Origin of the sequence: Acinetobacter boissieri (genome assembly GCF_900096955.1) — a bacterium.
Classification (GTDB): Bacteria; Pseudomonadota; Gammaproteobacteria; order Pseudomonadales; family Moraxellaceae; genus Acinetobacter; species Acinetobacter boissieri.
Map to the genome: position 1 here is coordinate 136,781 of NZ_FMYL01000001.1, position 24,099 is coordinate 160,879.

At 39.1% G+C, this 24,099-nt stretch carries 22 protein-coding genes and 1 riboswitch; of the genes, 12 read left to right on the forward strand and 10 right to left on the reverse strand.

Going from position 1 to position 24,099, the window contains the following annotated elements:
• The first annotated feature begins 2 nt into the window (after window positions 1-2).
• From BLS38_RS00645 to BLS38_RS00660, 4 genes are all read left to right on the forward strand, one after another.
• Window positions 3-923: an NUDIX hydrolase gene (locus BLS38_RS00645; RefSeq protein ID WP_092746403.1), complete on the forward strand. Its 921-nt coding sequence runs from the start codon at window positions 3-5 to the stop codon at window positions 921-923.
• A 63-nt stretch (window positions 924-986) separates the two neighbouring features.
• A complete protein-coding gene (gene nadC, locus BLS38_RS00650) occupies window positions 987-1,835 on the forward strand; it encodes a carboxylating nicotinate-nucleotide diphosphorylase (protein ID WP_092746404.1) in 849 nt (282 codons plus the stop codon).
• Between the two features lie 224 nt (window positions 1,836-2,059).
• Entirely contained in the window at window positions 2,060-4,141 is a 2,082-nt protein-coding gene (locus BLS38_RS00655; RefSeq protein WP_092746405.1) for a TonB-dependent siderophore receptor, read from the forward strand.
• Window positions 4,142-4,284: 143 nt separating this feature from the next.
• Window positions 4,285-5,067, forward strand: a complete 783-nt coding sequence (locus tag BLS38_RS00660; protein ID WP_092746406.1) for a tetratricopeptide repeat protein — start codon at window positions 4,285-4,287, stop codon at window positions 5,065-5,067.
• 61 nt (window positions 5,068-5,128) lie between these two features.
• Here BLS38_RS00660 and BLS38_RS00665 read toward each other — a convergent pair whose 3' ends face one another.
• The 6 genes from BLS38_RS00665 to BLS38_RS00690 all read right to left on the reverse strand — a co-directional run bounded on the left by BLS38_RS00665 (window position 5,129) and on the right by BLS38_RS00690 (window position 10,788).
• Window positions 5,129-6,103: a HesA/MoeB/ThiF family protein gene (locus BLS38_RS00665; protein WP_092746407.1), complete on the reverse strand. Its 975-nt coding sequence runs from the start codon at window positions 6,101-6,103 to the stop codon at window positions 5,129-5,131.
• Between the two features lie 12 nt (window positions 6,104-6,115).
• On the reverse strand, window positions 6,116-6,877 hold the full coding sequence (locus BLS38_RS00670) for a thiazole synthase (protein ID WP_092746408.1): 762 nt from the start codon (window positions 6,875-6,877) through the stop codon (window positions 6,116-6,118).
• A 4-nt stretch (window positions 6,878-6,881) separates the two neighbouring features.
• Window positions 6,882-7,079: a sulfur carrier protein ThiS gene (gene thiS, locus BLS38_RS00675; protein WP_092746409.1), complete on the reverse strand. Its 198-nt coding sequence runs from the start codon at window positions 7,077-7,079 to the stop codon at window positions 6,882-6,884.
• Window positions 7,079-8,008 (reverse strand): FAD-dependent oxidoreductase, encoded by a 930-nt coding sequence (locus BLS38_RS00680; RefSeq protein ID WP_092746410.1) that lies wholly within the window; start codon window positions 8,006-8,008, stop codon window positions 7,079-7,081. The genes thiS and BLS38_RS00680 overlap by 1 nt, the downstream gene beginning before the upstream one ends.
• A gap of 72 nt (window positions 8,009-8,080) precedes the next feature.
• A riboswitch (TPP riboswitch) is annotated at window positions 8,081-8,184 on the reverse strand.
• A gap of 122 nt (window positions 8,185-8,306) precedes the next feature.
• The gene (locus BLS38_RS00685) at window positions 8,307-9,050 is read right to left on the reverse strand and encodes a copper resistance protein B (protein ID WP_092746411.1); all 744 of its coding nucleotides are present in this window, start codon (window positions 9,048-9,050) and stop codon (window positions 8,307-8,309) included.
• Window positions 9,037-10,788, reverse strand: a complete 1,752-nt coding sequence (locus BLS38_RS00690; RefSeq protein WP_092746412.1) for a copper resistance system multicopper oxidase — start codon at window positions 10,786-10,788, stop codon at window positions 9,037-9,039. Before BLS38_RS00690 ends, BLS38_RS00685 begins: the two co-directional genes overlap by 14 nt.
• Before the next feature lie 371 nt (window positions 10,789-11,159).
• Here BLS38_RS00690 and BLS38_RS00695 point away from each other — a divergent pair, with 371 nt between their 5' ends.
• Window positions 11,160-11,837, forward strand: coding sequence for a heavy metal response regulator transcription factor (locus BLS38_RS00695; RefSeq protein ID WP_092746413.1), 678 nt, complete (start codon window positions 11,160-11,162; stop codon window positions 11,835-11,837).
• Window positions 11,830-13,212 carry a heavy metal sensor histidine kinase gene (locus BLS38_RS00700; protein ID WP_425283435.1) on the forward strand — a complete coding sequence of 461 codons (1,383 nt, stop codon included), beginning with the start codon at window positions 11,830-11,832 and terminating at the stop codon, window positions 13,210-13,212. Before BLS38_RS00695 ends, BLS38_RS00700 begins: the two co-directional genes overlap by 8 nt.
• 10 nt (window positions 13,213-13,222) lie before the next feature.
• Here the strand turns inward: BLS38_RS00700 and BLS38_RS00705 are convergent, their stop codons facing one another.
• Window positions 13,223-14,104, reverse strand: coding sequence for a copper resistance D family protein (locus BLS38_RS00705; protein WP_092746415.1), 882 nt, complete (start codon window positions 14,102-14,104; stop codon window positions 13,223-13,225).
• A gap of 212 nt (window positions 14,105-14,316) precedes the next feature.
• A complete protein-coding gene (locus BLS38_RS00710; protein ID WP_092746416.1) occupies window positions 14,317-14,694 on the reverse strand; it encodes a copper resistance CopC family protein in 378 nt (125 codons plus the stop codon).
• 354 nt (window positions 14,695-15,048) lie between these two features.
• Here BLS38_RS00710 and BLS38_RS00715 point away from each other — a divergent pair, with 354 nt between their 5' ends.
• Window positions 15,049-15,576 carry a hypothetical protein gene (locus BLS38_RS00715; RefSeq protein ID WP_092746417.1) on the forward strand — a complete coding sequence of 176 codons (528 nt, stop codon included), beginning with the start codon at window positions 15,049-15,051 and terminating at the stop codon, window positions 15,574-15,576.
• Window positions 15,577-15,586: 10 nt separating this feature from the next.
• Here BLS38_RS00715 and BLS38_RS00720 read toward each other — a convergent pair whose 3' ends face one another.
• Entirely contained in the window at window positions 15,587-16,981 is a 1,395-nt protein-coding gene (locus BLS38_RS00720; protein WP_092746418.1) for a hypothetical protein, read from the reverse strand.
• Window positions 16,982-17,116: 135 nt separating this feature from the next.
• Here BLS38_RS00720 and BLS38_RS00725 point away from each other — a divergent pair, with 135 nt between their 5' ends.
• From BLS38_RS00725 to BLS38_RS00735, 3 genes are all read left to right on the forward strand, one after another.
• Complete coding sequence (locus BLS38_RS00725) at window positions 17,117-17,833, forward strand: DUF8198 family protein (RefSeq protein ID WP_092746419.1); 717 nt, start codon at window positions 17,117-17,119, stop codon at window positions 17,831-17,833.
• A 141-nt stretch (window positions 17,834-17,974) separates the two neighbouring features.
• A complete protein-coding gene (gene ubiE, locus BLS38_RS00730) occupies window positions 17,975-18,889 on the forward strand; it encodes a bifunctional demethylmenaquinone methyltransferase/2-methoxy-6-polyprenyl-1,4-benzoquinol methylase UbiE (RefSeq protein WP_092746420.1) in 915 nt (304 codons plus the stop codon).
• A 93-nt stretch (window positions 18,890-18,982) separates the two neighbouring features.
• The gene (locus BLS38_RS00735; protein WP_092746421.1) at window positions 18,983-20,602 is read left to right on the forward strand and encodes an ABC1 kinase family protein; all 1,620 of its coding nucleotides are present in this window, start codon (window positions 18,983-18,985) and stop codon (window positions 20,600-20,602) included.
• A 60-nt stretch (window positions 20,603-20,662) separates the two neighbouring features.
• Here BLS38_RS00735 and BLS38_RS00740 read toward each other — a convergent pair whose 3' ends face one another.
• Window positions 20,663-21,571, reverse strand: a complete 909-nt coding sequence (locus BLS38_RS00740; protein WP_092746422.1) for a class I SAM-dependent methyltransferase — start codon at window positions 21,569-21,571, stop codon at window positions 20,663-20,665.
• 267 nt (window positions 21,572-21,838) lie between these two features.
• Between BLS38_RS00740 and hisIE the strand changes: the two genes are divergently transcribed.
• Window positions 21,839-22,627, forward strand: coding sequence for a bifunctional phosphoribosyl-AMP cyclohydrolase/phosphoribosyl-ATP diphosphatase HisIE (gene hisIE, locus BLS38_RS00745; RefSeq protein WP_092746423.1), 789 nt, complete (start codon window positions 21,839-21,841; stop codon window positions 22,625-22,627).
• Window positions 22,627-24,093 carry a UvrD-helicase domain-containing protein gene (locus tag BLS38_RS00750; protein WP_092746424.1) on the forward strand — a complete coding sequence of 489 codons (1,467 nt, stop codon included), beginning with the start codon at window positions 22,627-22,629 and terminating at the stop codon, window positions 24,091-24,093. Before hisIE ends, BLS38_RS00750 begins: the two co-directional genes overlap by 1 nt.
• Window positions 24,094-24,099: the final 6 nt, after the last annotated feature.

Here is a 24,099-nt window from a genome sequence, read left to right on the forward strand (position 1 = left end):
ATATGGTTCAAGAAACAACCACCGAACTTGTTGCTGTACTGATTGCCGTCACACACTTCTCAGCACGTGTTTTAACCATCAATGAAGGCCGTTTGCTCCCTTCAGGTCCCTTGCAAGTGATTCACCACTCACTACAAGCAGGTGCTCGTACATGGGTGCAACAAAAAACCAGACAACCGTTAGGATATATGGAACAACTCTACACATTTGTAGATGTCAAACGTTCTCAACATATTGGCTATCCTATGGTGTATGTCAGCTATTTAGGACTGGTAAAAGAAGCCGATGAAAAAAAATTGGCTTTAGATGCAAAATGGAACGACTGGTATCACTATTTCCCATGGGAAGATAAACGACAAACTGAAAATCAAGAAAAAATTATATTAATTATCAAAAAAATACAAGATTGGGTTGATTCATCAGCAAGTACTGAAATACGCACTCAACGCACCCAACGCATGCATTTATGTTGGGGCCTACATGGCCATGAGTGGCAAGAAGAAAATGTATTATTACGTTATGAGCTCATGTATGAAGCAGGGCTGATTGCTGAATCGTCTTATTTTAATCAACAATTGCCTGACACCATTACAGGGCAACCGATGCATAATCATCATCGTAGAGTATTGGCCACAGCCATGACACGTTTACGTGCAAAATTAAAATACCGTCCTGTCATTTTTGACCTCATGCCTCCTGAATTTACCTTACTTCAATTACAAAAAAGTTTAGAAGCACTCACAGGTATTGAACTACATAAACAAAATTTTCGACGCTTTATACAGCATCAAAACCTCATTGAAGCGACAGGCAAAGAGGCACTGGTCGAACGGGGTCGTCCTGCCCAACTGTATCGTTTTAAAACCAATGTATTACAAGAAAGCTTACTTTCCGGCTATAAACTCCCGATCGCCAACACCTAAAAAGATTGCATCTGCATAAATTTCCGACATATACTCTATATGAGCATATATTGGAGATTTATGATGCATTACCCATTGCCTAATGTAATTTTACAACCACTTGTAGACATTGCTTTACGAGAAGATTTGGGACGACGTGGTGATGTAACCTCTGCAGCGGTAATTCCCGCTCAGACCGAAGCAAAACTCCATATTGTGGCACGTGAATCAGGTATTTTATGTGGTATAGATTTGGCTGGTCTTACCTTTAAAACCATGCATCCTGATTTAGTATTTCATGCTCACCTAGAAGATGGGGCGACACTCACACCCAATACTGTTATTGCTTCGATTCAAGGCAATGCACATGCCATTTTAAGTGCTGAACGTACTGCACTGAATTTTCTAACCCATTTAAGTGGTATTGCCACCACAACACATGACATTCAGCATCTCATTTCGCACACCCCAACACGTTTAACCTGCACACGTAAAACTATTCCCGGCTTAAGAGATATTCAAAAATATGCAGTACGTACAGGTGGCGGAAGAAACCATCGTATGGGCTTAGATGATGCCATCTTAATTAAAGATAACCATATTGCACTTGCTGGTGGAGATATTATTTTAACCATTCAAAAAGCCAAGGCATATGCAGGACATCTCATTCCTGTAGAGGTTGAAGTCGATACACTAGAGCAACTCGAACGTGTACTCGAAGAAGGCGTATCATTGGTGTTATTAGATAATATGCCAACTGACATACTCAAAAAAGCTGTTGCCATGTGTCACGGTAAAACGGCTACAGAAGCCTCAGGCGGAATTACCCCCAACACAGCCAAAGCTGTTGCAGAAACAGGCGTTGATTTTATGGCTTTGGGCTATTTAACCCACAGTGCACGGTATTTAGACATTGGCTTAGACTATATATAATTCATCAAATTCAATCTGGGAATAATACTTTCTTATTCCCACAAGATAATGCAAAGCTCGCCTAAATAAAGCCCTCTACTTGATTACACATTATACAATTATGCAATCTGTTGTCTTTACATACAATCAGGCTCGAACCATGCATGTATTCGAACCAATCAATACAAAACACTTTCAAAACTAAATAGTAATAATTATAATTATCGTTTATTTAGGGGTTCACTATGCAGGTCAAACGCTCTTTTTTGGCATTATCTATTCTTGCCATCACTTTCCCAAACGTATACGCAGCATCTGAAAGCAATACAGTCCTTCCATCGATTCAAGCACAAGCTGAAAAAAATGACCAAGACCAAAAAAACTATGCAGCTAAAACAGCATCTGTAGTCAAAACAGGTGCACCACTATTTGAAACAGCACAATCGATTAGTGTCGTGACACAACAACAAATTGAAGAAAAACAAATGCAAAGCGTTACAGATGCACTTCAAGGCGTTGCAGGCGTTAACTCTGCACCGTATGGTCGCCGTGGCTGGGATGACTTTATTATTCGTGGGCAAATTTCAAGCGCACAAACTTATATTGATGGTTTACGCACACAAACATCTACTAGCGTTTTAAGGTCTGAAGATATTGCAGGTGTACAATCTGTAGAAGTGGTTAAAGGCCCAACCTCTGTCGGTTATGGCTTAGCTCTGCCCGGTGGTTTAGTCAATTTAACCACCAAACGCCCTGAAGATAAAACATTTGTGAACAGCAGTTTAACATACGGTAGTTATGCGCTTAGAGAAGCTGTGATTGACGCGAACTATGCGCCAAATGAAGACAGTAACAAAGGTGCAGTACGTTTAGTCGCTAAAGCCTCATACCAAAATGACCCAACGGACTACGTTTACTTTAAAAACCAATATGTGGCTACATCATACAACTTTGATCTCGGCGACAAAGATGAATTGTCTGTGATTGCCAGTTATCAGCATCGCAACTACATACGTAACCAAGGCATACCAAGCAACTATCAAGGGTATAGCCGTAAAATATTTATTGGTGAACCTGACCGTGGCTATGACGTAGATGTATACCGTTTTGGTAGCAACTATACGCACTATTTCAACAACAACTGGAAGTTTAACCAAAACTTTGCGGCAACGCGTAATACGAGTTGGAGTAACTCCGTATTTTCAGCATCTGGAGCGAAATTTCCAACCATTACCCGCCAAATCAACTACCAAGACAAACAAGACAGTAACTTTGCACTTGATCAAAACCTACAGGCAAACTTTAACCTAGGTGCTGTCAATTACGATGTGATGCTTGGGGTAGATATGATGCGTGAACGCAGCGATTATTACCAACGTGTAGACACAATTAATTCCCTCAATGCCAATAAGCTTGTTTATGGTGTGACCAGTATAAAAACAGGTACACCTTCGTGGAACTTAACCTACAACCAATACACAGGTTTATACTTAAAAAATAATTTTAAATTTAATGACAATTGGTTATTAAATTTATCTGCACGTCATGACTGGACACAAGTCGAAGTCTATAACTTCGTCAAAAATAACACCATTAAAAACTCAGACAATGCGTTTACAGGCAGTGCGTCTTTAATGTATGAAGTGAATGATCACTTTGCACCGTATACCACGTATTCAACTTCGTTTATGCCTGTAACAGACACAGGGGCACAAGGCGAACTTTTAAAACCAGAAAAAGGCAAACAAATTGAAGCAGGTGTAAAGCTACAAGGCTTTGACGGTCGCTTACAAGGCTATATGGCATACTACGACTTAGTGCGTAAAAATGTGACTGAAACCAGCACTACGGGAACTTACTCTATTCAAACGGGTGAGCAAACCACCAAAGGCTTTGAGGCTGAATTATCAGCATCTGTAACACCACAACTCAATATTTCTACAGCTTATAGCTATATTCCAACAGCTAGAATTACCGACAGTATCACTCAAAGTGATATCGGTAAACGCATTAACCATGTACCTAAAAATGCAGCATCGTTATCCACACAATACTACTTCGACAGCGAAAAAATGGGATGGAATATTGGCGCAGGAGTGCGTTATCAAGGTAATGCTTCCGCACAACGTAGCACCTACTATGTTTACATTCCAAGCTACACATTATTTGATGTAAATGCGGGCTACGAAGCAAAGCATTGGGGCGCGAACTTGAGCGTGAAGAATCTATTTGATAAAGACTATATTCAAGGCACAACACCAAATGCACAGCTGATTAACTTTGGTAATCCACGTACATTTATGTTTAATTTGAAGTTTAAGTATTAATTTATTGTATTAATCACATAACACTCATCACTCTTTATCAAACGTTTATATAAAATAAAGAGTGATTTTTTTGTGCAAAACAAATCACAATAATAAAAGATAGTGTTATTCTAATAACACAAAATTCATATCTTGACTATTTTATGAAACAAAAACATCTAGTATCAATTTTACTTCTACTACTGACTACTTCAGTATTTGCAACAAATACATCTATTAACTTCAACGAAATTCAACGTTTAGCATCGCAAGGAAATAGTGCCAATCAATATGTACTTGGACTCATGTATGCCGATGGGCGTGGTGTTCAACACAATGATATTCAAGCTGCATATTGGATAGGTAAAGCAGCCGAGCAAGGCAATGTAAACTCGCAATATTATTTCGCTCGCATGTATGCACATGGGCAAGGTGTCGCAAAAAGTGATAAGAACGCCTTATATTGGTTAGGTAAAGCATCGGCTCAAGGTCATGCAACGGCACAAACAGATTTGGGGTTAATGTATGCCTATGGTCGTGGTGTTGAGAAAAATGATACGCAAGCCGTATATTGGTTACGTAAAGCAGCCCAGCTAGGCAATGCAAGTGCCCAATACAACCTAGGTTTCATGTATAACAATGGTCGCGGTGTTGAAAAGAATATCACTCAAGCCGTATATTGGTTACGTAAAGCAGCTGAACAGGGAGATGCATCTTCTCAAGCATTGCTTGGAGTTGTGTATGCAATTGGGCACGGCATTAAGAAAAATGATACCCAAGCTGTATATTGGTTACATAAAGCAGCTGAGCAAGGTCATGCAACGGCACAATATGACCTCGGACTCATGTATAGAAATGGTCGCGGTGTTGAAAAAAATCAAACGCAGGCTGATTATTGGCTGCGTCAAGCTGCAGCTAAAAGCGACATAGCAGGAAACAAGAACTAAGAATCATGCTTTCCCAAGGTTAAATGGTGAAAATACCAATACACCACGATCAGATAAAAGCCTACCCATCACCCATTGCCAAAATTGCAATATTTTCAATCCCCTGAGCATCATTTAAATATTGCCCCACACTTAATGCACGTACACCCTGCCGACATACTAAAACCAATCGTTTAGTTGAATTAGGCCAAATAAATGTTTTACATTCATCCACACTCAGCCGAATGTTTGATTGTATTGCAGGTGCAGTTTTTAACTCCTGCTCACTACGCAAATCCACCACATAATCATCTGCTTGCATAGCCTGTACATCTATAAATGTCACTGGGATATCTACTGGCTCTTCTGCCAAATGAAACTTCATGGTCCTGTGTTGCCACGTGGTAAAGTCAAATTGAAAAAACTGCCCCAAGACCGATGGTTTAAAGTCAAGCAATAGACTTAAAGCCACTTGTGCTTGCATTGCCCCAACAACAGCCACAGCCGGACCCATGACCCCTTGAGTATTACACGACCCTAGCTGTTGTGAAATGCGCGGAAAGATTGCACGGTAGCTCGGTGCGCCTGCACAAAATGCGCCAACATAGCCCTCTCGCATGATCACCGATGCACTCACAAAAGGAATATGATATGCAAAACATATATCCGATAAAAGATACGTGGTTACAAAATTATCTGCAGCATCAATCACCACATCAATATCTTGTAATGCCTGTTCAATATTTTGTACATATAAACGTGTGGCATGGCCTTCCATCACGACTTCAGGGTTCAATCCCTGTAATGTCTGAATCGCAGCATGCACTTTTTTTATACCAATATCGCTCATGCGGTATAAAGTTTGACGATGCAAATTCGTTTCATCGACCACATCTGCATCATATATACGAATAAAGCCAACCCCAGCACCCACCAAAAGTGGCAACACCTGACAACCCAGTCCTCCTGCACCCACCACCAACACGCGGGCATTTTGCAGTTTGTGTTGTCCTTGCTCACCAATTTCAGCCATTTGGATTTGGCGATCATAACGCATACACAATACCCCTTAAAACAATGAAGCCAAACCATAAGCAGGGGTTGATGCATGTGCCATATTTCGCTTAGGCATCAAACCTGCTTCATATGCCATATGCCCTGCCTCAATTGCAGACTTAAATGCACCCGCCATTTGCACAGGTTTTACCGCCTTCGCTACAGCAGTATTAAGCAAAACGGCATCAAAGCCCATTTCCATCACTTGTGCTGCTTGGCTCGGTGCACCAATACCAGCATCTATAATTAACGGCGTATCTGGGAAATACGCGCGCATAGCACGTAACCCTTCTATATTACGTACCCCTTGACCCGAACCAATCGGCGATGCCCATGGCATGAGTACCTGACAACCCACCTGCAATAGTTTTTCAGCCAAAACGAGGTCTTCTGTCATATACGGAAATACTTGAAAGCCATCTTCACATAAAATTCGTGCGGCTTCGACCAAGGCAAAAGGGTTTGGTTGCAAGGTGTCTGCGTGACCAATCACTTCCAATTTAATCCAATTGGTTTCAAAAACTTCACGTGCCATATGTGCAGTGGTTACGGCTTCTTTGACTCCAAAACAACTGGCCGTGTTGGGCAAAATTTTCTTGTGCGTTCTTTTGAGTAACTCTCGAAAATGTTCACCGCCTGATACACCTTCTCGGCGCAAACTCACCGTAATAATGTCTGTACCTGAAGCATCAATCGCTTGCTCTAACACATCAGGAGATGGGTAGCCAGCAGTGCCAAGCAACAAGCGAGATTGTAAAGGAAAATCATAAAGCATTGTTTTATCCGCCTTGCATGGGTGAAACCACTTCAATACTCACCCCTTCGGTTAACTCAGTGGTTGCATATAAAGATCGTGGTACAAAATTACTATTCACTGCAGTTGCAACAGACTGAATATCGATATTCTTTGATTGTAAAAAATCTTTTAAAGATATACATGTGGTCTTAACTGATTGACCATTAAACATAATATTCATCAATTCACCTCTGATGTTGTGCTAATGAGCTGAATAAATTGTTCTGCTAAAACAGGCGCTAGTAAGAAACCATGACGATACATTCCATTAATTAAATATCGCCCCTGTTGATACTCAATTTTAGGTAAATTATCTGGAAATGAAGGACGTAATCCCGTACCTGTTTCCAATACTTTTGCTTCTGCAAATGCAGGATTCAAGACATATAACGAGGTCAGTAACTCTAATAATGCTCTTACACTAATTTTTCCTGCATCTTGGCTCTCGATCATGGTCGCACCGAGCATAAACTGCCCCTCAGCACGAGGGACTAAATAGCATGGGAATCTAGGGTGTAAAAAACGAATAGGACGAGAAAAAGTCACATCATGGCTTTGTAAAATCAGCATTTCACCACGAACGGCACGTAAATTTTGCAAATGATCTGTTGCAGCAATCCCTCGACAATCAATAATTCGACCACTCGGTGCTTTACTATGAAACACCACGCCGTGTTCAATGAGTTTTTGTTTGAGTTCGGCTAAAGCAGAGCGAGGGTCTAAATGGGCTTCATCTGAAAAAAATAAGCCTTTATCAAAATGATCGGCCAAATCAGGCTCAAGCACTCGAGGGTCGACCCATTGATGATTATGAGTCTTATGGGAAAAATGCTGTAATTCTTGCCGATCTCGTACAGGAGCAACGACCAACGTCCCCTTTTTATGCACCGTTTGAATGTTTTTTTGCCACCACGTAATGCCTTTAAGCCCTTGTTCGGTGACAGCAGCACTGGCACTTTCCGCTTCACAGTACGGCGCAAGCATACCACCTGCCCAATGTGATGCAGCAATATGGTCTGATGTAATCACTTCACAGTGTTCACCGACTTGCATCAGTGCAGTTGCAACGCATAACCCGGTCACGCCGTCACCTAAAATAGACCACGTCATGACACATTACTCATCTTTAAAAAAATATACATCGTAGTCTCTTGAGTTGAGACCCGTGATTATGTAGAAGATCATCATCTATATGTGTCTTCCTACACCCGCATCGACTGGGTCAGGTTCAAAGGGTCGCTCTCATAGCCTCTCAGTCTTTATACAAGACTCCCCCGACAAATGACATAATATCCTATATTTCAATTCGCATGCATATCAACCAAGAAAAAACCCATCAAAATGTAGGTCGTTTGATGGGTTCATTTTAGCTCTAACGCCGATATGTATCATCACGCCAGCAAAATACTTAAAATGTCAGCTCTACACCTAAACCATATCGCCAACCTTTTTCAACAGTACTGCCTTTGTCACCTTTTTCGTACGCATAGGCCACATCAACAAAAGGACGAATACGTTTATTGATTTCATAACGAGTTTTTATGCCTGTTTGAAATGCAGATAACCCTGCTTTTACAGCCTTTTTTGATTGATCATGAAAAACAAATTCGGCCTCAATGTAAGGTTGCGTAATGAGTTTTTGCGTCAACAAGAAATCTCGCTCAAACTCTAGGCTTGCACCCACAAAACCATACTGCCCTGCATAAAAATAAGCTTTGGTTTCAAAAAAGTAAGGGGCTAAACCTAACACACCAACCACAGCATCAACACGTTGGCTATCTGCGTTATTTCTTTCTGCCTGATACTTTAAACCCGTTTGAATATCCCAAAATGCTGAAACATTACGGCTATATAATGCAGATATATTGTAATTTGGCACATGACTTTCTTCTTTAGCAACATTAGCTTCGACGAATAAACGACTTTCATCTGTACCAATCAATGTTTCTAAGCTTGAGCCAAAAGCACCTTGACCAGCTTTATTTACAGACCATTCATTAGTGAATTTAGTCACCTGATAGACCTGACCGCCATGTTCACTGACATGGTGGTTATTATGTGCTGTATTACTGCTGGCAAAAATCAATTGAGACAAGCCAAACAATGCCATAGATACCAATGTTTTCAACATCATCTGGTTAGTGGTTTGCATGTGAATTCACCCCCTGTTTTTGTGCAGGTGTAATTACATGTGTACCACCATCTACATGAGCAACAACAAGCGTGTTCATCATACCTGCTGCCATGTGGTACATCAGATGACAGTGTATCGCCCACTCTCCCAATTCATCAGCCGTCAATAATGCTGTTACCGTCTGACCTGGTGGTACAATTAAAGTATGTTTATTAGGCATACTACTTGGGTCTTGACCATTTTCAAGTTGCATGAACATGCCGTGTAAATGCATTGGGTGTGCCATCATACTTTCATTGACAAACTTTAAACGTACACGTTCACCATACTTCACCGTCAAAGGCTGTGGCGAATCACTGTATTTTTGGCCATTCATGGTCCAGATATAACGTTCCATATTACCCCCCAAACGAACTTCTATCTCACGCTGTGCAGATCGAATATCCTTTTGTGGGGTTAATGACTTTAAGTCACTATATTGCAATGCTTTATCACCCATAGGCGTTGATGCGTTTGCCCAACCATACACGGGGTCTGCTGTATTTTTCACCACATCATTTTTCATGGCGGGCATATCATGGCCTGCATGTGATGACATGTCTTGATTCATATTGCCCATATCCATGTCCATATCACTCATGTCTATATCCATAGAAGACATATCATGACCTGCATGCCCCATGCCCATATCTTGCATAGTTAACAAAGCACGAGGGCGAGATTTTGGCATTTCAATCTGTTTTACAGGGGGAGTATTAACTTGATGCAATGTTCCGATCGAGAAACCACTGCGGTCAATCGACTCTGCTTCAATTTGATAATTGGCTTGTTTAGGTTCAACCACCACATCGTAAGTTTCTGCTGTACCAATACGGAACTCATCTACAGGTACAGGTTTAACAGGTTGCCCATCAGCTGAAACAACAGTCATTTTTAAATGAGGAATACGCACATCAAAAAAAGACATCGCAGATGCATTAATGAAGCGTAAACGAATTTTTTCACCTGATTGGAACATACCTGTCCAGTTTTGCTCAGGTGTTCTCCCGTTCATTAGATAGGTATAACCCGTGACATCAGACATGTCGGTTTTGAGCATACGCATCTGATTCCACATTGAGCGGTCTTTCCACGTGGCTTTTACCCCATCTCGCTTCGCCTGCTTCAGAACATCAAATACTGTTTCTCGCTCATTTTGATAATAATCTGCTTCTTTTTTCAGATTACTCATGATCTGACTACTGGTCGAGTCATGAAAATCTGATAACAATACCACATAGTCACGATCGGTTTTTTCATAATTTGCCAGCGGTACTTTGCCTTTTGGATAAATCACCAATGGGCCATACAAACCATCTTGCTCTTGCCCTTTACTATGAGAGTGATACCAATACGTACCGTTTTGAACCACTTTAAATTTATATTCATAGGTCTGATGAGGCGCAATACCATTGAACTGATTGAGTCCAGGCACACCGTCCATAATGCCTGGTAAAATAAGGCCATGCCAATGCAATGAAGTATCTTGGTTTTTTAAATGATTATGCACACGTATCACTGCCTCATCACCCTCTTCAAATTCAAGTAAAGGTGCAACAAACTTGCCATTTACCGTAAGTCTTTTGAGTGGTTTACCAGTGACATTAACTATTTGTTCATCAATATTTAAGTCATAGGTTTTTACAGCAGCCGTCACCCATGTTGATAAAAATACACCTACACTGAGCAATAAAATATGAATAAAACGCTTTGACATGATATATACCCTTAAAATACAAGCGTATGGTCAATCTGAATTTGACCTTCTTTATTTAATTAGTACCTATTCAAAAAAAATAAGACTTACTTTAGTTTCTCTCACGTATGTCGTTGAAAAGTATCTATCTACGCTTTGCCTAACGATAATGATATAACTACGATTGAGGTTGTTACTGTATTCGACATTGAATGGTCTTTCACCATGGTATCCATCCTCTTGAATATCAGATTTTGGCGTCTAGCATTACAGTAAAAGAACTGCCCCAACATCTAAGTGACAAGAAAATGACATCTTTGTCATACAACACTTTTTTTACGTGTATTTCGCTATCATAAGACCCTTCATTAGCTCAACTTGAGAGATATCGCATGAAAATATTATTGGCTGAAGATGAAGCTAAAACCGGAGATTACCTCACTCAAGGGTTGTCTGAAGCAGGCTATATTACAGACTGGGTCAAAGATGGTCTCAGCGCACAACACCAAGCACTTTGCGAAGAATACGATCTGATTATTTTAGATGTCATGCTTCCTCAACTCGATGGCTGGCAAGTCATTCAAGCCATTCGAAAACATGGCAAAACCATGCCAATTTTATTTTTAACAGCAAAAGATCAAATAGAAAATCGAGTCAAAGGGCTAGACTTAGGTGCAGACGATTATTTGGTTAAACCATTTGCTTTTGCAGAATTACTGGCGAGAATTAAAAGCCTACTGCGCAGAGGACAACAACGTGAGGAAAACAATATTTGTATTGCTGACCTTGAACTCGACCTCATTAAGCGCCGTGTAACACGCTCAGGACAACGTATTGACCTGACTGCAAAAGAGTTTGCACTCATGGAGCTCTTCATGCGTAGACAAGGTGAAATTTTACCTAGAACCCTCATTGCATCACAAATATGGGATATGAATTTTGACAGTGATACCAATGTAGTTGAGGTTGCCATTAAACGCCTCAGAAATAAGGTCGATAATGGCTTTAGTCCTAAACTCATTCAAAATATACGAGGTATGGGCTATGTGTTAGAGATCAATAATGATTAAAATTTTCAATACGATTAGCTTAAAAATTGCACTCATTTTTTCGCTATGTACGGCAATTATTTTACTGATTATGGGCTTTGTTATTCATCAATTAGTTACTCACCACTTTGCCATGCAAGATCGTGCCCAAATTGAAGGAAAGATTCAACTCATACAACATATTTTAAAACAAGACAACCTAAGCCCAAACCAATTACATTCCTCTTTAACTGATGCCCTTGTTGGACATCATGATTTAGTTGTACAAATTGAACAGCCGATGGGTCATATTATTTTTCAATCTACTTCACAATACATCAATAAAAATCAAATCATAAAAACAGCGACCGCTGACCATTGGCTTAACTGGAAAAATCAACATACGACCTATCATGGTTTAGTGTCTGAACAGCAATATAACGCTCAGCCCATACAAATTATTGTTGGCATTGATACATCAGAACATTTACATTTTTTAAATAATTTTAGAAATCAACTTTTATATATTGGTCTAGGAGGTACGGCATTTATTATATTTTTTGGTTGGTTTGCTGCATGGCGAGGATTACGGCCAATCCAAAAAATGGCACAAGTTGCTGAAGGCATCTCGGCACAACATTTATCGGAACGTTTAGCTACTCATCGTATTCCCTTAGAGCTTCAACCACTCGCTATTGCGTTTAATGACATGCTCGATCGCTTAGAAAAGGCTTTAGCCAAACTGTCAGATTTCTCTTCCGACTTAGCACATGAAATTCGTACGCCATTGAATAACTTAATGACACAAACTCAAGTCTGCTTATCACGCCCTCGTCAAGTCCATGACTATAAAGAAGTATTATTTTCAAACTTAGAGGAATTAGAACATTTATCACGTATGATTTCAGATATGTTATTTCTTGCAAAAACAGAACATGGGTTACACTTAACTCAACTACAGCAAATTCATCTTGAACATGAAATACAGACGTTAATTGACTTTTATGATGCGGTTGCAACTGAAAAAAATATGGCTTTTCATCATATTGGATCAGCAACGATTTGTGCTAACCCAACGCTACTGCGCCGTGCATTGAGTAATCTATTTTCAAATGCGATTAAATATGGTCAAGCACAATCAATGATTGAAACACAATGTCAAACAATTGAGCACAAAACCATTTTTTCCATAAAAAATAAAGGGCCAATACTCTCTCAAGAGCAACTCTCTCGGCTTTTTGATCGCTTTTATCGAACCGATACATCACGACAACGCATGGAAGATGGTACAGGATTAGGGTTAGCCATTACTCAATCTATTTTAAACTTACATGGTGCAAAGATTGACGTAAAGTCATGTAATGATGAAATCATTTTTACCATTACTTTCGAGCTAATAAACGATCAAACTGTATAATCTCAAACATCTACTCCAACCCCACTACCGTGGTAATGTAGCCTGTGGTTGAGATAACACTTAATCCAATGAACATTTCAACAACAAGTACATAGGTTAATTTTTTAGCAAATGTAGGTGCTTGCAATTTTGGTGTTAAATACCACTTATTCAATGCGGCAAGTAATAACATCGCCATCACAAAGCCTATTTTCACAATAAATCCAACACCGTATTCGGTATGTAATAATACATCAAGGTCTTTAATTAAGAGTAATGCAACAGTTACACCGCACAAAAGTAACATGACCATCATAAAAGATGCTATTTGGCCAAATAGATGCACCCTTTGTTTTAATTCAAACCCAGAAATTTTACGTGTTGCTATATATAACGGGTATAGTGAACCCAACCACAAAGACATCATAAGAACATGTATTGACAATAATATTTGAGGAAATATAGATAAGTTTGTAACATGGCCAAGTTGTGAAAAACTATATACAATTGAGATAACCAAAACAGAAAAACCTGTTTTGTTCCACATACTCAGTTGGATTGTATCTTGGATTAAAATTATGGCTATCAATCCTATTAATAATGCAAAAGATACAATACGTAAAATATGTGCTATACCTGTTGCTGTATTCAAGATCATTTTTAAATAGTCAGTATTAAACATTCCTAAAATACCACTATCTGCCAAGCTACCAATCAAAAGACCAAAACCAAGTACACTCGCAAAAAGACCAAATCCCACACCAAGGCAAATGTAATTTAATAATTTTTTTTGAAGATCTACATGGCTGTAAAAAAGAAAATAAAAAAATGAACCACCAACAATACATGCAATACTAAAATACAAAGCGACCTTTGTTATCCAGTTCGCATACGCCCAATACTCTAACTCCATTTGGTCGCTCAACTTCTATGTATTTAATACCAATCAAATATCAAGTGGTTAAATGTCTTGTATTAATCAAAAATAAATGACATCCATACAATATCAATCACAGGCTTTGCGACAAGAAACATCATATAATGATCCATTTACAAGACATTTAACCTTTGAACCTCTCCATCATTCATCAGACAAACGCATATCCAATTAGTCCCTAAATCATCTTATTTGCTCTCAATAGTAAAAATATAAGTCCCTTTCATTGAGTGCCCATCTTTACCCATAGCAGACCAGCCCACCATATATTTTCCTTGCGTGAGCCCACTTACAGGAATATCAAAAGATTTTTTTGTAGCATGATCCATAGTGTAGCCCACGGGTATACTGTTTTTCTGGCTATCTACCACTTTTACACCCATCAACATCACTTCATCAGCAAAATTCAAAGTAATATTGCTAGGTGCTGTTGTCACCGATGCATTAATTGCGGGGGTTGCACTTTCTAATTGAATATGAGCAAACACACTATTTGCAGATGCAAAAATGACTGCACCCAACACTACACTTTTTAGTCGAGAAAATACTTTGTTAGACTTTGTCATATGTGAACCCTTATTCAATGATATATCGTTTTATTACATCAAATCATAAAAGATGATTTGCGTGTAAATATGATTATCTAAAATAAGAGATACATTTAGGTGACTTAAAAATTACATTTTCGTTATTTTAATCTATTTTTTTCAGCTCATCGATATTAACTACATCTACTCATTAGAATAACTACCTCAGAATAAATTGTCATTGTTGAGATACTGCAGCCTAACTTACCGACATAGCCTTACATCTTTGTATGTTTATGTATTTTTCTATTGTCTATCTGCTAGAGTCATTTAAAATCAGTAGCATAAGCACTCTATTTTTATCGCTAACAAAAATATCTAAGGGATCGTCAAATGAAAATTGAAAATGTACCCGAGTTTATTGACCCTCAATTAAACCTAGAACAAGCTAAAGCAGATGCACTTGAGCTGATTAAGAAGCGAGCTTATATTTCAGCAGGGGCAGCCATTATCCCCATTCCTTTTTTTGATGTCATGATTGATGTTGGTATTCTCACTGCACTCATTCCACAAATTAATCAAAGCTTTGGACTATCTAAAAACTACACCACCGTTTTTAACCCAAAAACCAAAGAAATTCATTGGGATGAACTCAAAAAACGCGGTATTGAATTTTCAGGTTTAATGGTCGCACGTACTGGGGTAAAAAAATCAATTAATGGTTTTGTAAGCCGTATGCTGACCAAACAAGTGACCAAATTTATTCCATTGGGTGGGCAAATTATTGCAGCGAGTCTAGGCTACATTGTGTTTAAAAAGATTGCTGAATCACATATTGAAGACAGCTATAAACTGGCAAAAAGCATTCAAACTAAACAACAAGAAAATACAGTACACGAAGACACCACTGTACACGGTTAAAAATGTACCACTACAGCTCCTCTGCTGTAGTGGTCATCTGTTCTATTAAAGCACGTAACACTTCAAGGCGAGCACGGCGTTTATCATTCGTTGCAATGACATACCATGGCGCATGAGTATGATCTGTATATGCCAACATATCTGAAGCCGCTTGCAAATAATCTGTCCATTTTTCCCGATTTCTCCAATCTTCAGCAGTAATTTTAAACTGCTTACTTGGAGTAGATGCACGTGACTTAAAGCGTTTCCCTTGTTCTTTTATATCTATAGCCAACCAAAATTTTACTACCAATGTATTATGTTGTACTAAATCTTGCTCAAACTGATTAATTTCTTCATACCCTTTTTGCCATAAAGCAACAGGCGTAATTTGCTCTACTCGCTCAACCAATACTCGACCGTACCAAGAACGATCAAAAATCGTTAGCTTTTTTTGATTTAAATTGCGCCAAAAGCGCCACAAATAAGGACGTTGTAACTCATGTTTTTTTGGTGCTGCCACAGAGTGAATACCATATTCTAAAGGGTCTAAACCCTCAATCACTCGCTCAATCGCACCACCTTTTCCTGCAGCGTCCATGCCTTCAAAGACTAAAACTACACGGCGTTGTTGTTGTTTAAGTAAAGTAGAAAACTGCTCAGTCAGTTTTAAGCGTGTTTGCTCATACTGCTCACGATCTAATGGTGCTTGCTGAGTCACATTCAAGCGTGGTGACACAGCCACAGATTCAAAATGAGACGTATGATGCTGTGGCAAACCACTGTGTTGACATGTATATAAAATATGTTGCGCAAAACTTAAAGCAGGTGCTGGATCATCAGCCGTTACGTGTATCCAATTTTGAGTGAATAACTGACGTAATTGCTGAGCTTTTTGATATTGTTTTTTACTCAGCCAATCTACACCATAGTGTTGTTGAATTTCTAAAGCCAGTGGATCTATTGCTAAAGATCTTTTTTTCAGCTGAGACCAAGACACATCAAACCAAAAATGCATCACGTCAACACGTTGGTTTTTTAAATATGTTTCAAAATCTAGCATGTGTTGCAATGCCTGTTGAAACTCACTAGGCTTCATCTGGTCATGTACAGATGAAGCCAATAATTGATCATACCAATGCCCTAATAAAACAACAATTTCACCTTCTTGAGGTATTTTTTCCACATACTGTTGCCAAAATGGCACGTCCGCATTTAAGTGTTTCACCTGATTCGCCACAATTGATAAACCATGCGGGTCTAACAACGTTCTTAGTTGCTTTACAGCCGTCACTTTTTCGGAAAAAGCCACGCCTGAGACTAAAATTAAAAGACTTCGACCCTGTGATGTACCCTCATAACTTTGTAAAGCACGCTGTGCTTTAATGAGCTCAAAAGAGATTTGTTTTTTGTGTATTTTTCCCAAAGTGACGCTCCCTAGCCCTAGATATCAACAACATACGATTCAAAGCAGTACAAACGTTTACCATCCGGTCATATTGTTTGCATGACTTATCTTTTATGATACATATATCTTATCTATATCTAGAATAATTTTTCGATGTCAAAACTAAGCATATTAGATGAATTGGTTCAACGTTATCACCAGCTAAAATACCACCAAAAAAGTGCATTAAAGCAAAGATTAACCGATGTACAACAATGGCAAAAATTAAGGCTACAGCAGACACATCAAAACTTATTTAGCCAACCTAAAAATCAACGAATGGCGAGCTATTTTGTTACTCGCCTCTATGGCAGTCCTGATTTCGATGCACTCGCGGCACAAATTGAACGTCTTATTCAACATGCACACAAAGTAGAAGCCATTATTCCCGGTACAGCCATACAAACAGGTACACATGCCATTAGTTTAGCTATTTTAGCAGTAGAACTCGATGAACAAATCGCACAAGCACTACTACACCACTACCCTGCTAAACTTATCATTTCAGATGAGATGATTGAGTCATGCTACAAAGAACTTAACCAACATGCCAAACGGCAACAACAACTAGATATGACCGATCAATTGGGTCAATACTTAGACCAATATTTACGCTCTCGCATGCTACATGTTGCATTTAAAATTGCTAAGCCATTGGCATATAAGCATCAATTTCATACAGCATATGACTTTATTGCTGAAGGATTCAGTGCACTTAAACCCATGAGTTCAGCAACCGATTTTGTAAAAAAATTTACAACCCAAGAGCGCCAAGTCTTAACACATATACAGCAAGGAAAAGCGCGTCCATTTCAAATTCAAGCTGACTAAATCATTGAAAAAAACAGTAATTACTTACTTTTACAGATATTATGCGCTGACTTGTGCAGAATACACTGCAAAAAATGTAAAATACTGTCATCATGTCAGCCTTTTAAAATGATTCTTTCTTTGGTGGTTAGGAGAAATTCCATGTCAAATGAAAACCAAATGCCTAAAACAGCTCAAAATACGGCATCTCAAGACACAACAAGCCCTTTTTTAACCGAACCATTACCCAAAGGTACACCACAGGGACAAAGTCAGCGCATTGGCGAAGAAACACCACACTATACGCTTCCTACCGGGGCGACACGTACCGAACATGTTGGTGAAACCACACACTTCGGTTTTACAACAGTAAATACTGCTGAAAAAGAACAAAAAGTCGCACATGTGTTTCATTCTGTTGCACAAAAATATGACCTCATGAATGATCTGATGTCGTTTGGTATACACCGTTTATGGAAACGCTTCGCCATACAAATGTCAGGTGTACGCCAAGGTCAACACGTGCTTGATATTGCAGGTGGTACAGGCGATCTTGCTAAAGTATTTAGTAAAGAAGTCGGTGCCAATGGCCGTGTTGTGTTATCTGACATTAATGCATCTATGCTCAAAGTTGGACAAAACCGCCTGCAAGCAAAATGTAAAAATATGGAGTTTATTCTTGCGAATGCAGAATCACTCGAACCTTTTGCAGACAATAGCTTTGACTTGGTCACCATTAGTTTTGGTTTACGTAACGTCACAGACAAAGATGCAGCCCTCGAAGCCATGTACCGTGTACTTAAACCAGGGGGTAGATTACTTATTTTAGAGTTTTCAAAACCCGTATTTGAACCGTTTTCAAAACTCTATGACTTATACTCATTTACTGCATTGCCACTCATCGGTAAAATTGTAGCGAATGACTCAGAGAGTTATAAGTACCTCGCTGAATCTATACGTATGCACCCAGATCAACGTACACTCAAACAAATGATGGAACATGCACAATTCAAAGACTGTGACTACCACAACCTCACAGGTGGTATTGTTGCTGTGCATCGTGGCTTTAAACTGTAAAATTTTCTTATATTTCATCTAAAAAGACATGCTAAAGCAACTTTTAGCATGTCTACTACAGACAAGACTTTGTAAAGACAGGCACTTGGCACTATGATCCCGCATATTTCACGGCTACTCGAACTTTGGCGCATTGCTGCTCACTATCGTCTAGACACACTCATTGCCAAGGATGACCTACCCGTTAAAGTCAAACCACTGGTCAAAATAATCGCATTACACCCTGCAGCATGGTCAAGCAAGCAATATAAAAACCCTGAAAGACTCAAACAAGCCCTTGAAGATATGGGGCCTTTAGCCATTAAACTTGGCCAACTGTTATCTACACGGCGAGATCTAATTCCACCAGAAATTCTTAACCAACTGATTATTTTGCAAGACCGTGTTAAACCTTTTGATGTACATACCGTTAAAGCACGTATCCAAAACTCTCTGAAAGCCGACATCAATACACTATTTCAACGTTTTGATGAACAACCACTGGCTGCAGCATCCATTGCTCAAGTGCATACGGCTGCTTTACATGACGGTAAAGAAGTCATTATTAAAGTCACTCGCCCAGACATCAAACAACAAATTTTACAAGACTTTGAAATTTTAACTTGGCTTGGAAAACACTTCGAAAACCGTCTAGAAGCTGCCCGCGCACTACACGTCAACCAGATTATTCAAGATTATAGACAAACGATTTTAAACGAACTTGACCTCACCTTAGAGGCAGACAATACTCGGCGTATGCGTGCGTACTTCAAAGGCTCAGACATGATGTATGTGCCTGAAGTATATATGGAAAGCACTGATGTAATGGTTGCAGAACGTATTACGGGCGTACCTATTTCAGACACAGACACTTTTGATCGTCTTAATATAGACCGTAAACGCTTGGCTGAAAATGGACTGAAAATTTTCTTTACCCAAGTGTTACGTGATAATTTTTTTCATGCAGATATGCACCCTGGCAATATCTTTGTGGAGACCATGGCATCTCAAAAGCCACGCTATATTGCTCTTGACTGTGCCATTATGGGGGAACTGTCTAAACAAGACCAAATGAACGTGGCCCGCATGTTATTGGCTGTTATGAATAGTGACTTTGACCAATTGGTGCATATTATTTATCAAGCAGCATGGGTACCGCCAAGTATCGATCAAGACGCTTTAGCAAGAGAAATGCGCCGTACAGTTGGCCCAATGGTTGCCAAACCCATGAATGAACTTGATTTTGCGGGAATTCTATTACAAATCATGGACATTGCTCGGCGTTTTAATTTGGAAATACCGCCACAGCTCATGCTACTGATTAAAACCCTTATTCATGTAGAAGGTTTAGGTACAGCATTGTATCCACAGCTTGATATTTGGAAACTGGCGCAGCCTATTTTAAGTGATTGGGTTAAAGCCAATACGAGCCCAACAAAAAGCTTAAAACACTTACGACAGCACCTGCCTGAATTTATGCTCAGTGCACAAGAAATTCCAAACCTAATTTTAGAAAGCCTGAGCAGTTTAAAAACACAATCTCAATGGCAAGACAAACAAGTCCGTGAACTGCAAAACATACGGATTCAATTAGAATCTCAACAAAAACGTAGTTGGATTTTTGGTAGCATGATGGCGATTTTAATTAGCCTCGCCCTAGTCACGCCATGGTTTATTGCTATTCCACTTATTGCATGTAGTGCAATTATTGCAGCATGGCGTTTAGCCAAATAATATTCATATATCAGTGCTGATTTTATCTACCAATCAGCACTGATTTTTTATTAGATCATCTTATTTATGTGCAATCACGGTTGGAAACATTCCCGCATCATCATAAACAATCTCTATATTTTTAAACCCAGCAGAAGTAAGCTGCTGTTTCGTGGTATCTACTGTGCGATATGCACTCCATTTAACTTTTAATATATCTACAAAAATAAGCTTTTGTAGCTGTAGTGATTCCAAATCAATATTTTTCATATTCCATGGTGACATTGGCGAAATAGTTGGCGGTGGAGTTAAAAAACTTGTAATGAGTGTCCCATTTGCTTTTAAAGCCTGATAAAAAATTTTATATAATTGCACTACACGATCATCATCATGTTCATAAATATTGAGTCCATTACTGGTAATCACATCAAATGCCTCTTGGTGAGATAACTCCCAAGCATCTGCTTGTATAAGCGTTAAATTTGATTTTAAGTCGCATTGCATAGCGAGTTCAGTCGCACCATCTAGTGCATTAGAATCTAAGTCTATGCCAATCATTTGAATATTTTTTAATGCTTTATTTTCAAGTAGTAATAATTCAGACATATAACCTGAAGGGATAGATGCAACAACTTTATTTGGCGTAATGAGCGGTAACAAATGCTTTTGAAAAATAGTAAAGCGTTGTCGAGTCGCAAGCGTTGCAGGAATTTGCTCGAATAACGCATGCTCTAGGTTATTTTTTAATACGCGTTTGGGATTATTTTTATTCCAAGTCACCAGTTCATGTGTCCAATGCCCATTTAACCCTTCATGTTGAATTAAGAACTGCCCTAACTCAAACTCAGTCAGTGATTCAAGTAATTCAATTTGATTATTTGCTTCACACGGCGTGGTGCTTTCTATGATTCGTTTTTTAATTTCATCTAATCGATGATTAATTTTATAATCTATATGTTGAGCAACATGTGAAATAAGAGCTTTTGTCATGGGTTTAAACCTGATGAATACGATGAGAAAGATTTAGAAAAAATATCTACTAAATAATGCCAATATATTACACCAACCAAAATAAAATAATAAATAAGTCACAAATTAAAAATATAATACATCCTAATTATCACTAAAATACATAAAAAGAACCTATTAAAAATAGAGACTCGAGCAAAACCGACAAAAGCATTTAGAAAAAGGCAAATATGCCGTACACTACCTATCCACAAAACCATATTCTTTTAATGTAACGGGTAACATCTGATGAACAATACACAATGGCTAGATGAAGTGAAATTTAATGCGCAAGGCTTAATTCCTGCCATTGCACAACATCATCAAACTGGCCGTGTGTTAATGGTCGCTTGGATGAACCGTGAGTCATTACAGCTGACAGCAGAAAAAAAACAAGCCGTCTATTTCTCTCGCTCACGCCAAAAACTATGGCACAAAGGAGAGGAGTCTGGGCATTTTCAAACAGTGTTTGAAATACGCTTAGACTGCGATGCAGATGTGATTGTGCTACAGATTGAACAACATGGTGGTATTTCTTGCCATACAGGTCGTGAGTCATGTTTTTACCGCATACTTACCCCGCAAGGTTGGCAAATTGTTGATGCACAAATTAAAGACCCGAATGATATTTATCAACAAACAGCGCATAGCCATAATCCACACACCGAAGCCATGACAGCATCTACAGCCACTGCAGAGTCTGTAGAAATACTTGACTACTTAGGTAAAATGATGATTGAACGTAAAAAATCCGACCCAGATCAGTCATATGTTGCCAAACTATACCAAAAAGGGCTCAATAAAATTTTAGAAAAAGTAGGTGAAGAATCCATTGAAAGCATTATTGCAGCCAAAGACTTTGCCCGTGAAAACAATGCAGATAACAAAAATGATCTCATTTATGAAACAGCAGATTTATGGTTTCATAGTCTTGTTGTCTTAGGCTACTTCGACATTAATCCACAAGATGTACTCAATGAACTTGCACGTCGCCAAGGGCTATCTGGTCTTGTAGAAAAAGCCAATCGTAGCGTTTAATGACACAAAATATACGCCCCACAGCAGAACAAACACATGCCATTGATATGGCAACCCAAGGCCAATCTTTTAAAGTGGTGGCATATGCTGGCACGGGTAAAACCACCACTTTACAAATGATAAGCCATGCACTACCACAAAAACGTGGTATGTATTTGGCATTTAATAAAACGATTGCAAGCGAAGCACAGCAGAGATTTCAAGGCCGAGTAGACAGCAGAACGTTTCACTCTTTGGCTTTTCGTAATGTACCTCGTGCTATTACAGATAAACTACGCCTCCCCCGTTTAAGCCCAAGTTTTTTAGCAAAGTCTTATCGTTTAGAACCCCTTACACTGCGTAGACTCATGGGTGGCAGATACGAACGATATACGCTCATGCCAAGCCGTTTGGCAAGTTTGATCAGTAATGCTGTTGGTTACTTTTGTGCAACAAGCTCGCAGTATCCTGCACCAAGGCATATTCAAGCACCCCATTGGTTACATCAAGACGATATTGATGCATTACAAAGCTATTTATATCCATTTTTTGAACGTCGATGGCTTGAATCTATTCACCCACAGCATGAAGCAGGTATAGGCCACGACATTTACTTAAAGTTGTGGGCACTGTCTGAACCCATAATTCCAGCAGACTATGTCTTGTTTGATGAAGCACAAGATGCAGACCCACTCATGTTGGGTATCTTACTCAAGCAACAACACAGTCAAGTAATTTATGTCGGTGATGCGCACCAACAAATCTATGCATGGCGTGGTGCAGTCAATGCCATGCAAAAAATGCCGTTGCCTGAATCTCGGCTCACTACTTCATTTCGTTTTGGACAAGAGATCGCAGACATTGCCAATTTATTACTGCGTGATTTAAAAGAAACGGTACCATTACAAGGCAACCCTCACGCAACCTCTAAGGTGATTAATTCACCACATCACAAAAAACGCGATGCCATTCTGTGCCGTACCAATGCAAGAGCAATGGAATTACTTTTGTCTGGGTTATTAAATGGTGACCGTGTCAGTCTGCAGGCAGATCATGCTCGTCTCAACCGTTTTATTGATGCTGCAACCATGCTCAAACAAGGCAAACGTGTGACTGATGTACCCGAGTTAGCATGGTTTAACTCATGGAATGATGTACATGAATACTGTGAAACCAATGAAGGAAGTGATATTAAACCTCTTGTACGCTTAGTCGATGACCATGGTACATCTCCGCTTAAAAAAGCGTTACATCAAATCACGCCTGTTGAACAAGCAGACTATGTCATTTCTACAGCACATAAGGCCAAAGGCTTAGAGTGGGAAAGAGTCCATCTTGAAGATGACTATCAGTTTAAGGTCAACCCACATGACTATAAAATTAGTGATGAAGAATTGCGTTTACTGTATGTTGCATGCACACGTGCCAAAAAAAGCCTAAATATTAATCATATTTATCATTTAATTGAGCAATTAAAGAAAAAATAATAAAAT

Coding starts and splice junctions, on each gene's coding strand:
- BLS38_RS00685 (WP_092746411.1), bottom strand. CDS start 9,050: ATGCAAACCACTAACCAGATGATGTTGAAAACATTGGTATCTATGGCA.
- thiS (WP_092746409.1), bottom strand. CDS start 7,079: ATGAATATTATGTTTAATGGTCAATCAGTTAAGACCACATGTATATCT.
- BLS38_RS00735 (WP_092746421.1), top strand. CDS start 18,983: ATGATCCCGCATATTTCACGGCTACTCGAACTTTGGCGCATTGCTGCT.
- BLS38_RS00655 (WP_092746405.1), top strand. CDS start 2,060: ATGCAGGTCAAACGCTCTTTTTTGGCATTATCTATTCTTGCCATCACT.
- BLS38_RS00700 (WP_425283435.1), top strand. CDS start 11,830: ATGATTAAAATTTTCAATACGATTAGCTTAAAAATTGCACTCATTTTT.
- BLS38_RS00690 (WP_092746412.1), bottom strand. CDS start 10,788: ATGTCAAAGCGTTTTATTCATATTTTATTGCTCAGTGTAGGTGTATTT.
- BLS38_RS00725 (WP_092746419.1), top strand. CDS start 17,117: ATGTCAAAACTAAGCATATTAGATGAATTGGTTCAACGTTATCACCAG.
- nadC (WP_092746404.1), top strand. CDS start 987: ATGCATTACCCATTGCCTAATGTAATTTTACAACCACTTGTAGACATT.
- BLS38_RS00750 (WP_092746424.1), top strand. CDS start 22,627: ATGACACAAAATATACGCCCCACAGCAGAACAAACACATGCCATTGAT.
- BLS38_RS00670 (WP_092746408.1), bottom strand. CDS start 6,877: ATGCTTTATGATTTTCCTTTACAATCTCGCTTGTTGCTTGGCACTGCT.
- BLS38_RS00710 (WP_092746416.1), bottom strand. CDS start 14,694: ATGACAAAGTCTAACAAAGTATTTTCTCGACTAAAAAGTGTAGTGTTG.
- BLS38_RS00645 (WP_092746403.1), top strand. CDS start 3: ATGGTTCAAGAAACAACCACCGAACTTGTTGCTGTACTGATTGCCGTC.
- BLS38_RS00660 (WP_092746406.1), top strand. CDS start 4,285: ATGAAACAAAAACATCTAGTATCAATTTTACTTCTACTACTGACTACT.
- hisIE (WP_092746423.1), top strand. CDS start 21,839: ATGAACAATACACAATGGCTAGATGAAGTGAAATTTAATGCGCAAGGC.
- BLS38_RS00715 (WP_092746417.1), top strand. CDS start 15,049: ATGAAAATTGAAAATGTACCCGAGTTTATTGACCCTCAATTAAACCTA.
- BLS38_RS00695 (WP_092746413.1), top strand. CDS start 11,160: ATGAAAATATTATTGGCTGAAGATGAAGCTAAAACCGGAGATTACCTC.
- BLS38_RS00740 (WP_092746422.1), bottom strand. CDS start 21,571: ATGACAAAAGCTCTTATTTCACATGTTGCTCAACATATAGATTATAAA.
- ubiE (WP_092746420.1), top strand. CDS start 17,975: ATGTCAAATGAAAACCAAATGCCTAAAACAGCTCAAAATACGGCATCT.
- BLS38_RS00705 (WP_092746415.1), bottom strand. CDS start 14,104: ATGGAGTTAGAGTATTGGGCGTATGCGAACTGGATAACAAAGGTCGCT.
- BLS38_RS00680 (WP_092746410.1), bottom strand. CDS start 8,008: ATGACGTGGTCTATTTTAGGTGACGGCGTGACCGGGTTATGCGTTGCA.
- BLS38_RS00665 (WP_092746407.1), bottom strand. CDS start 6,103: ATGCGTTATGATCGCCAAATCCAAATGGCTGAAATTGGTGAGCAAGGA.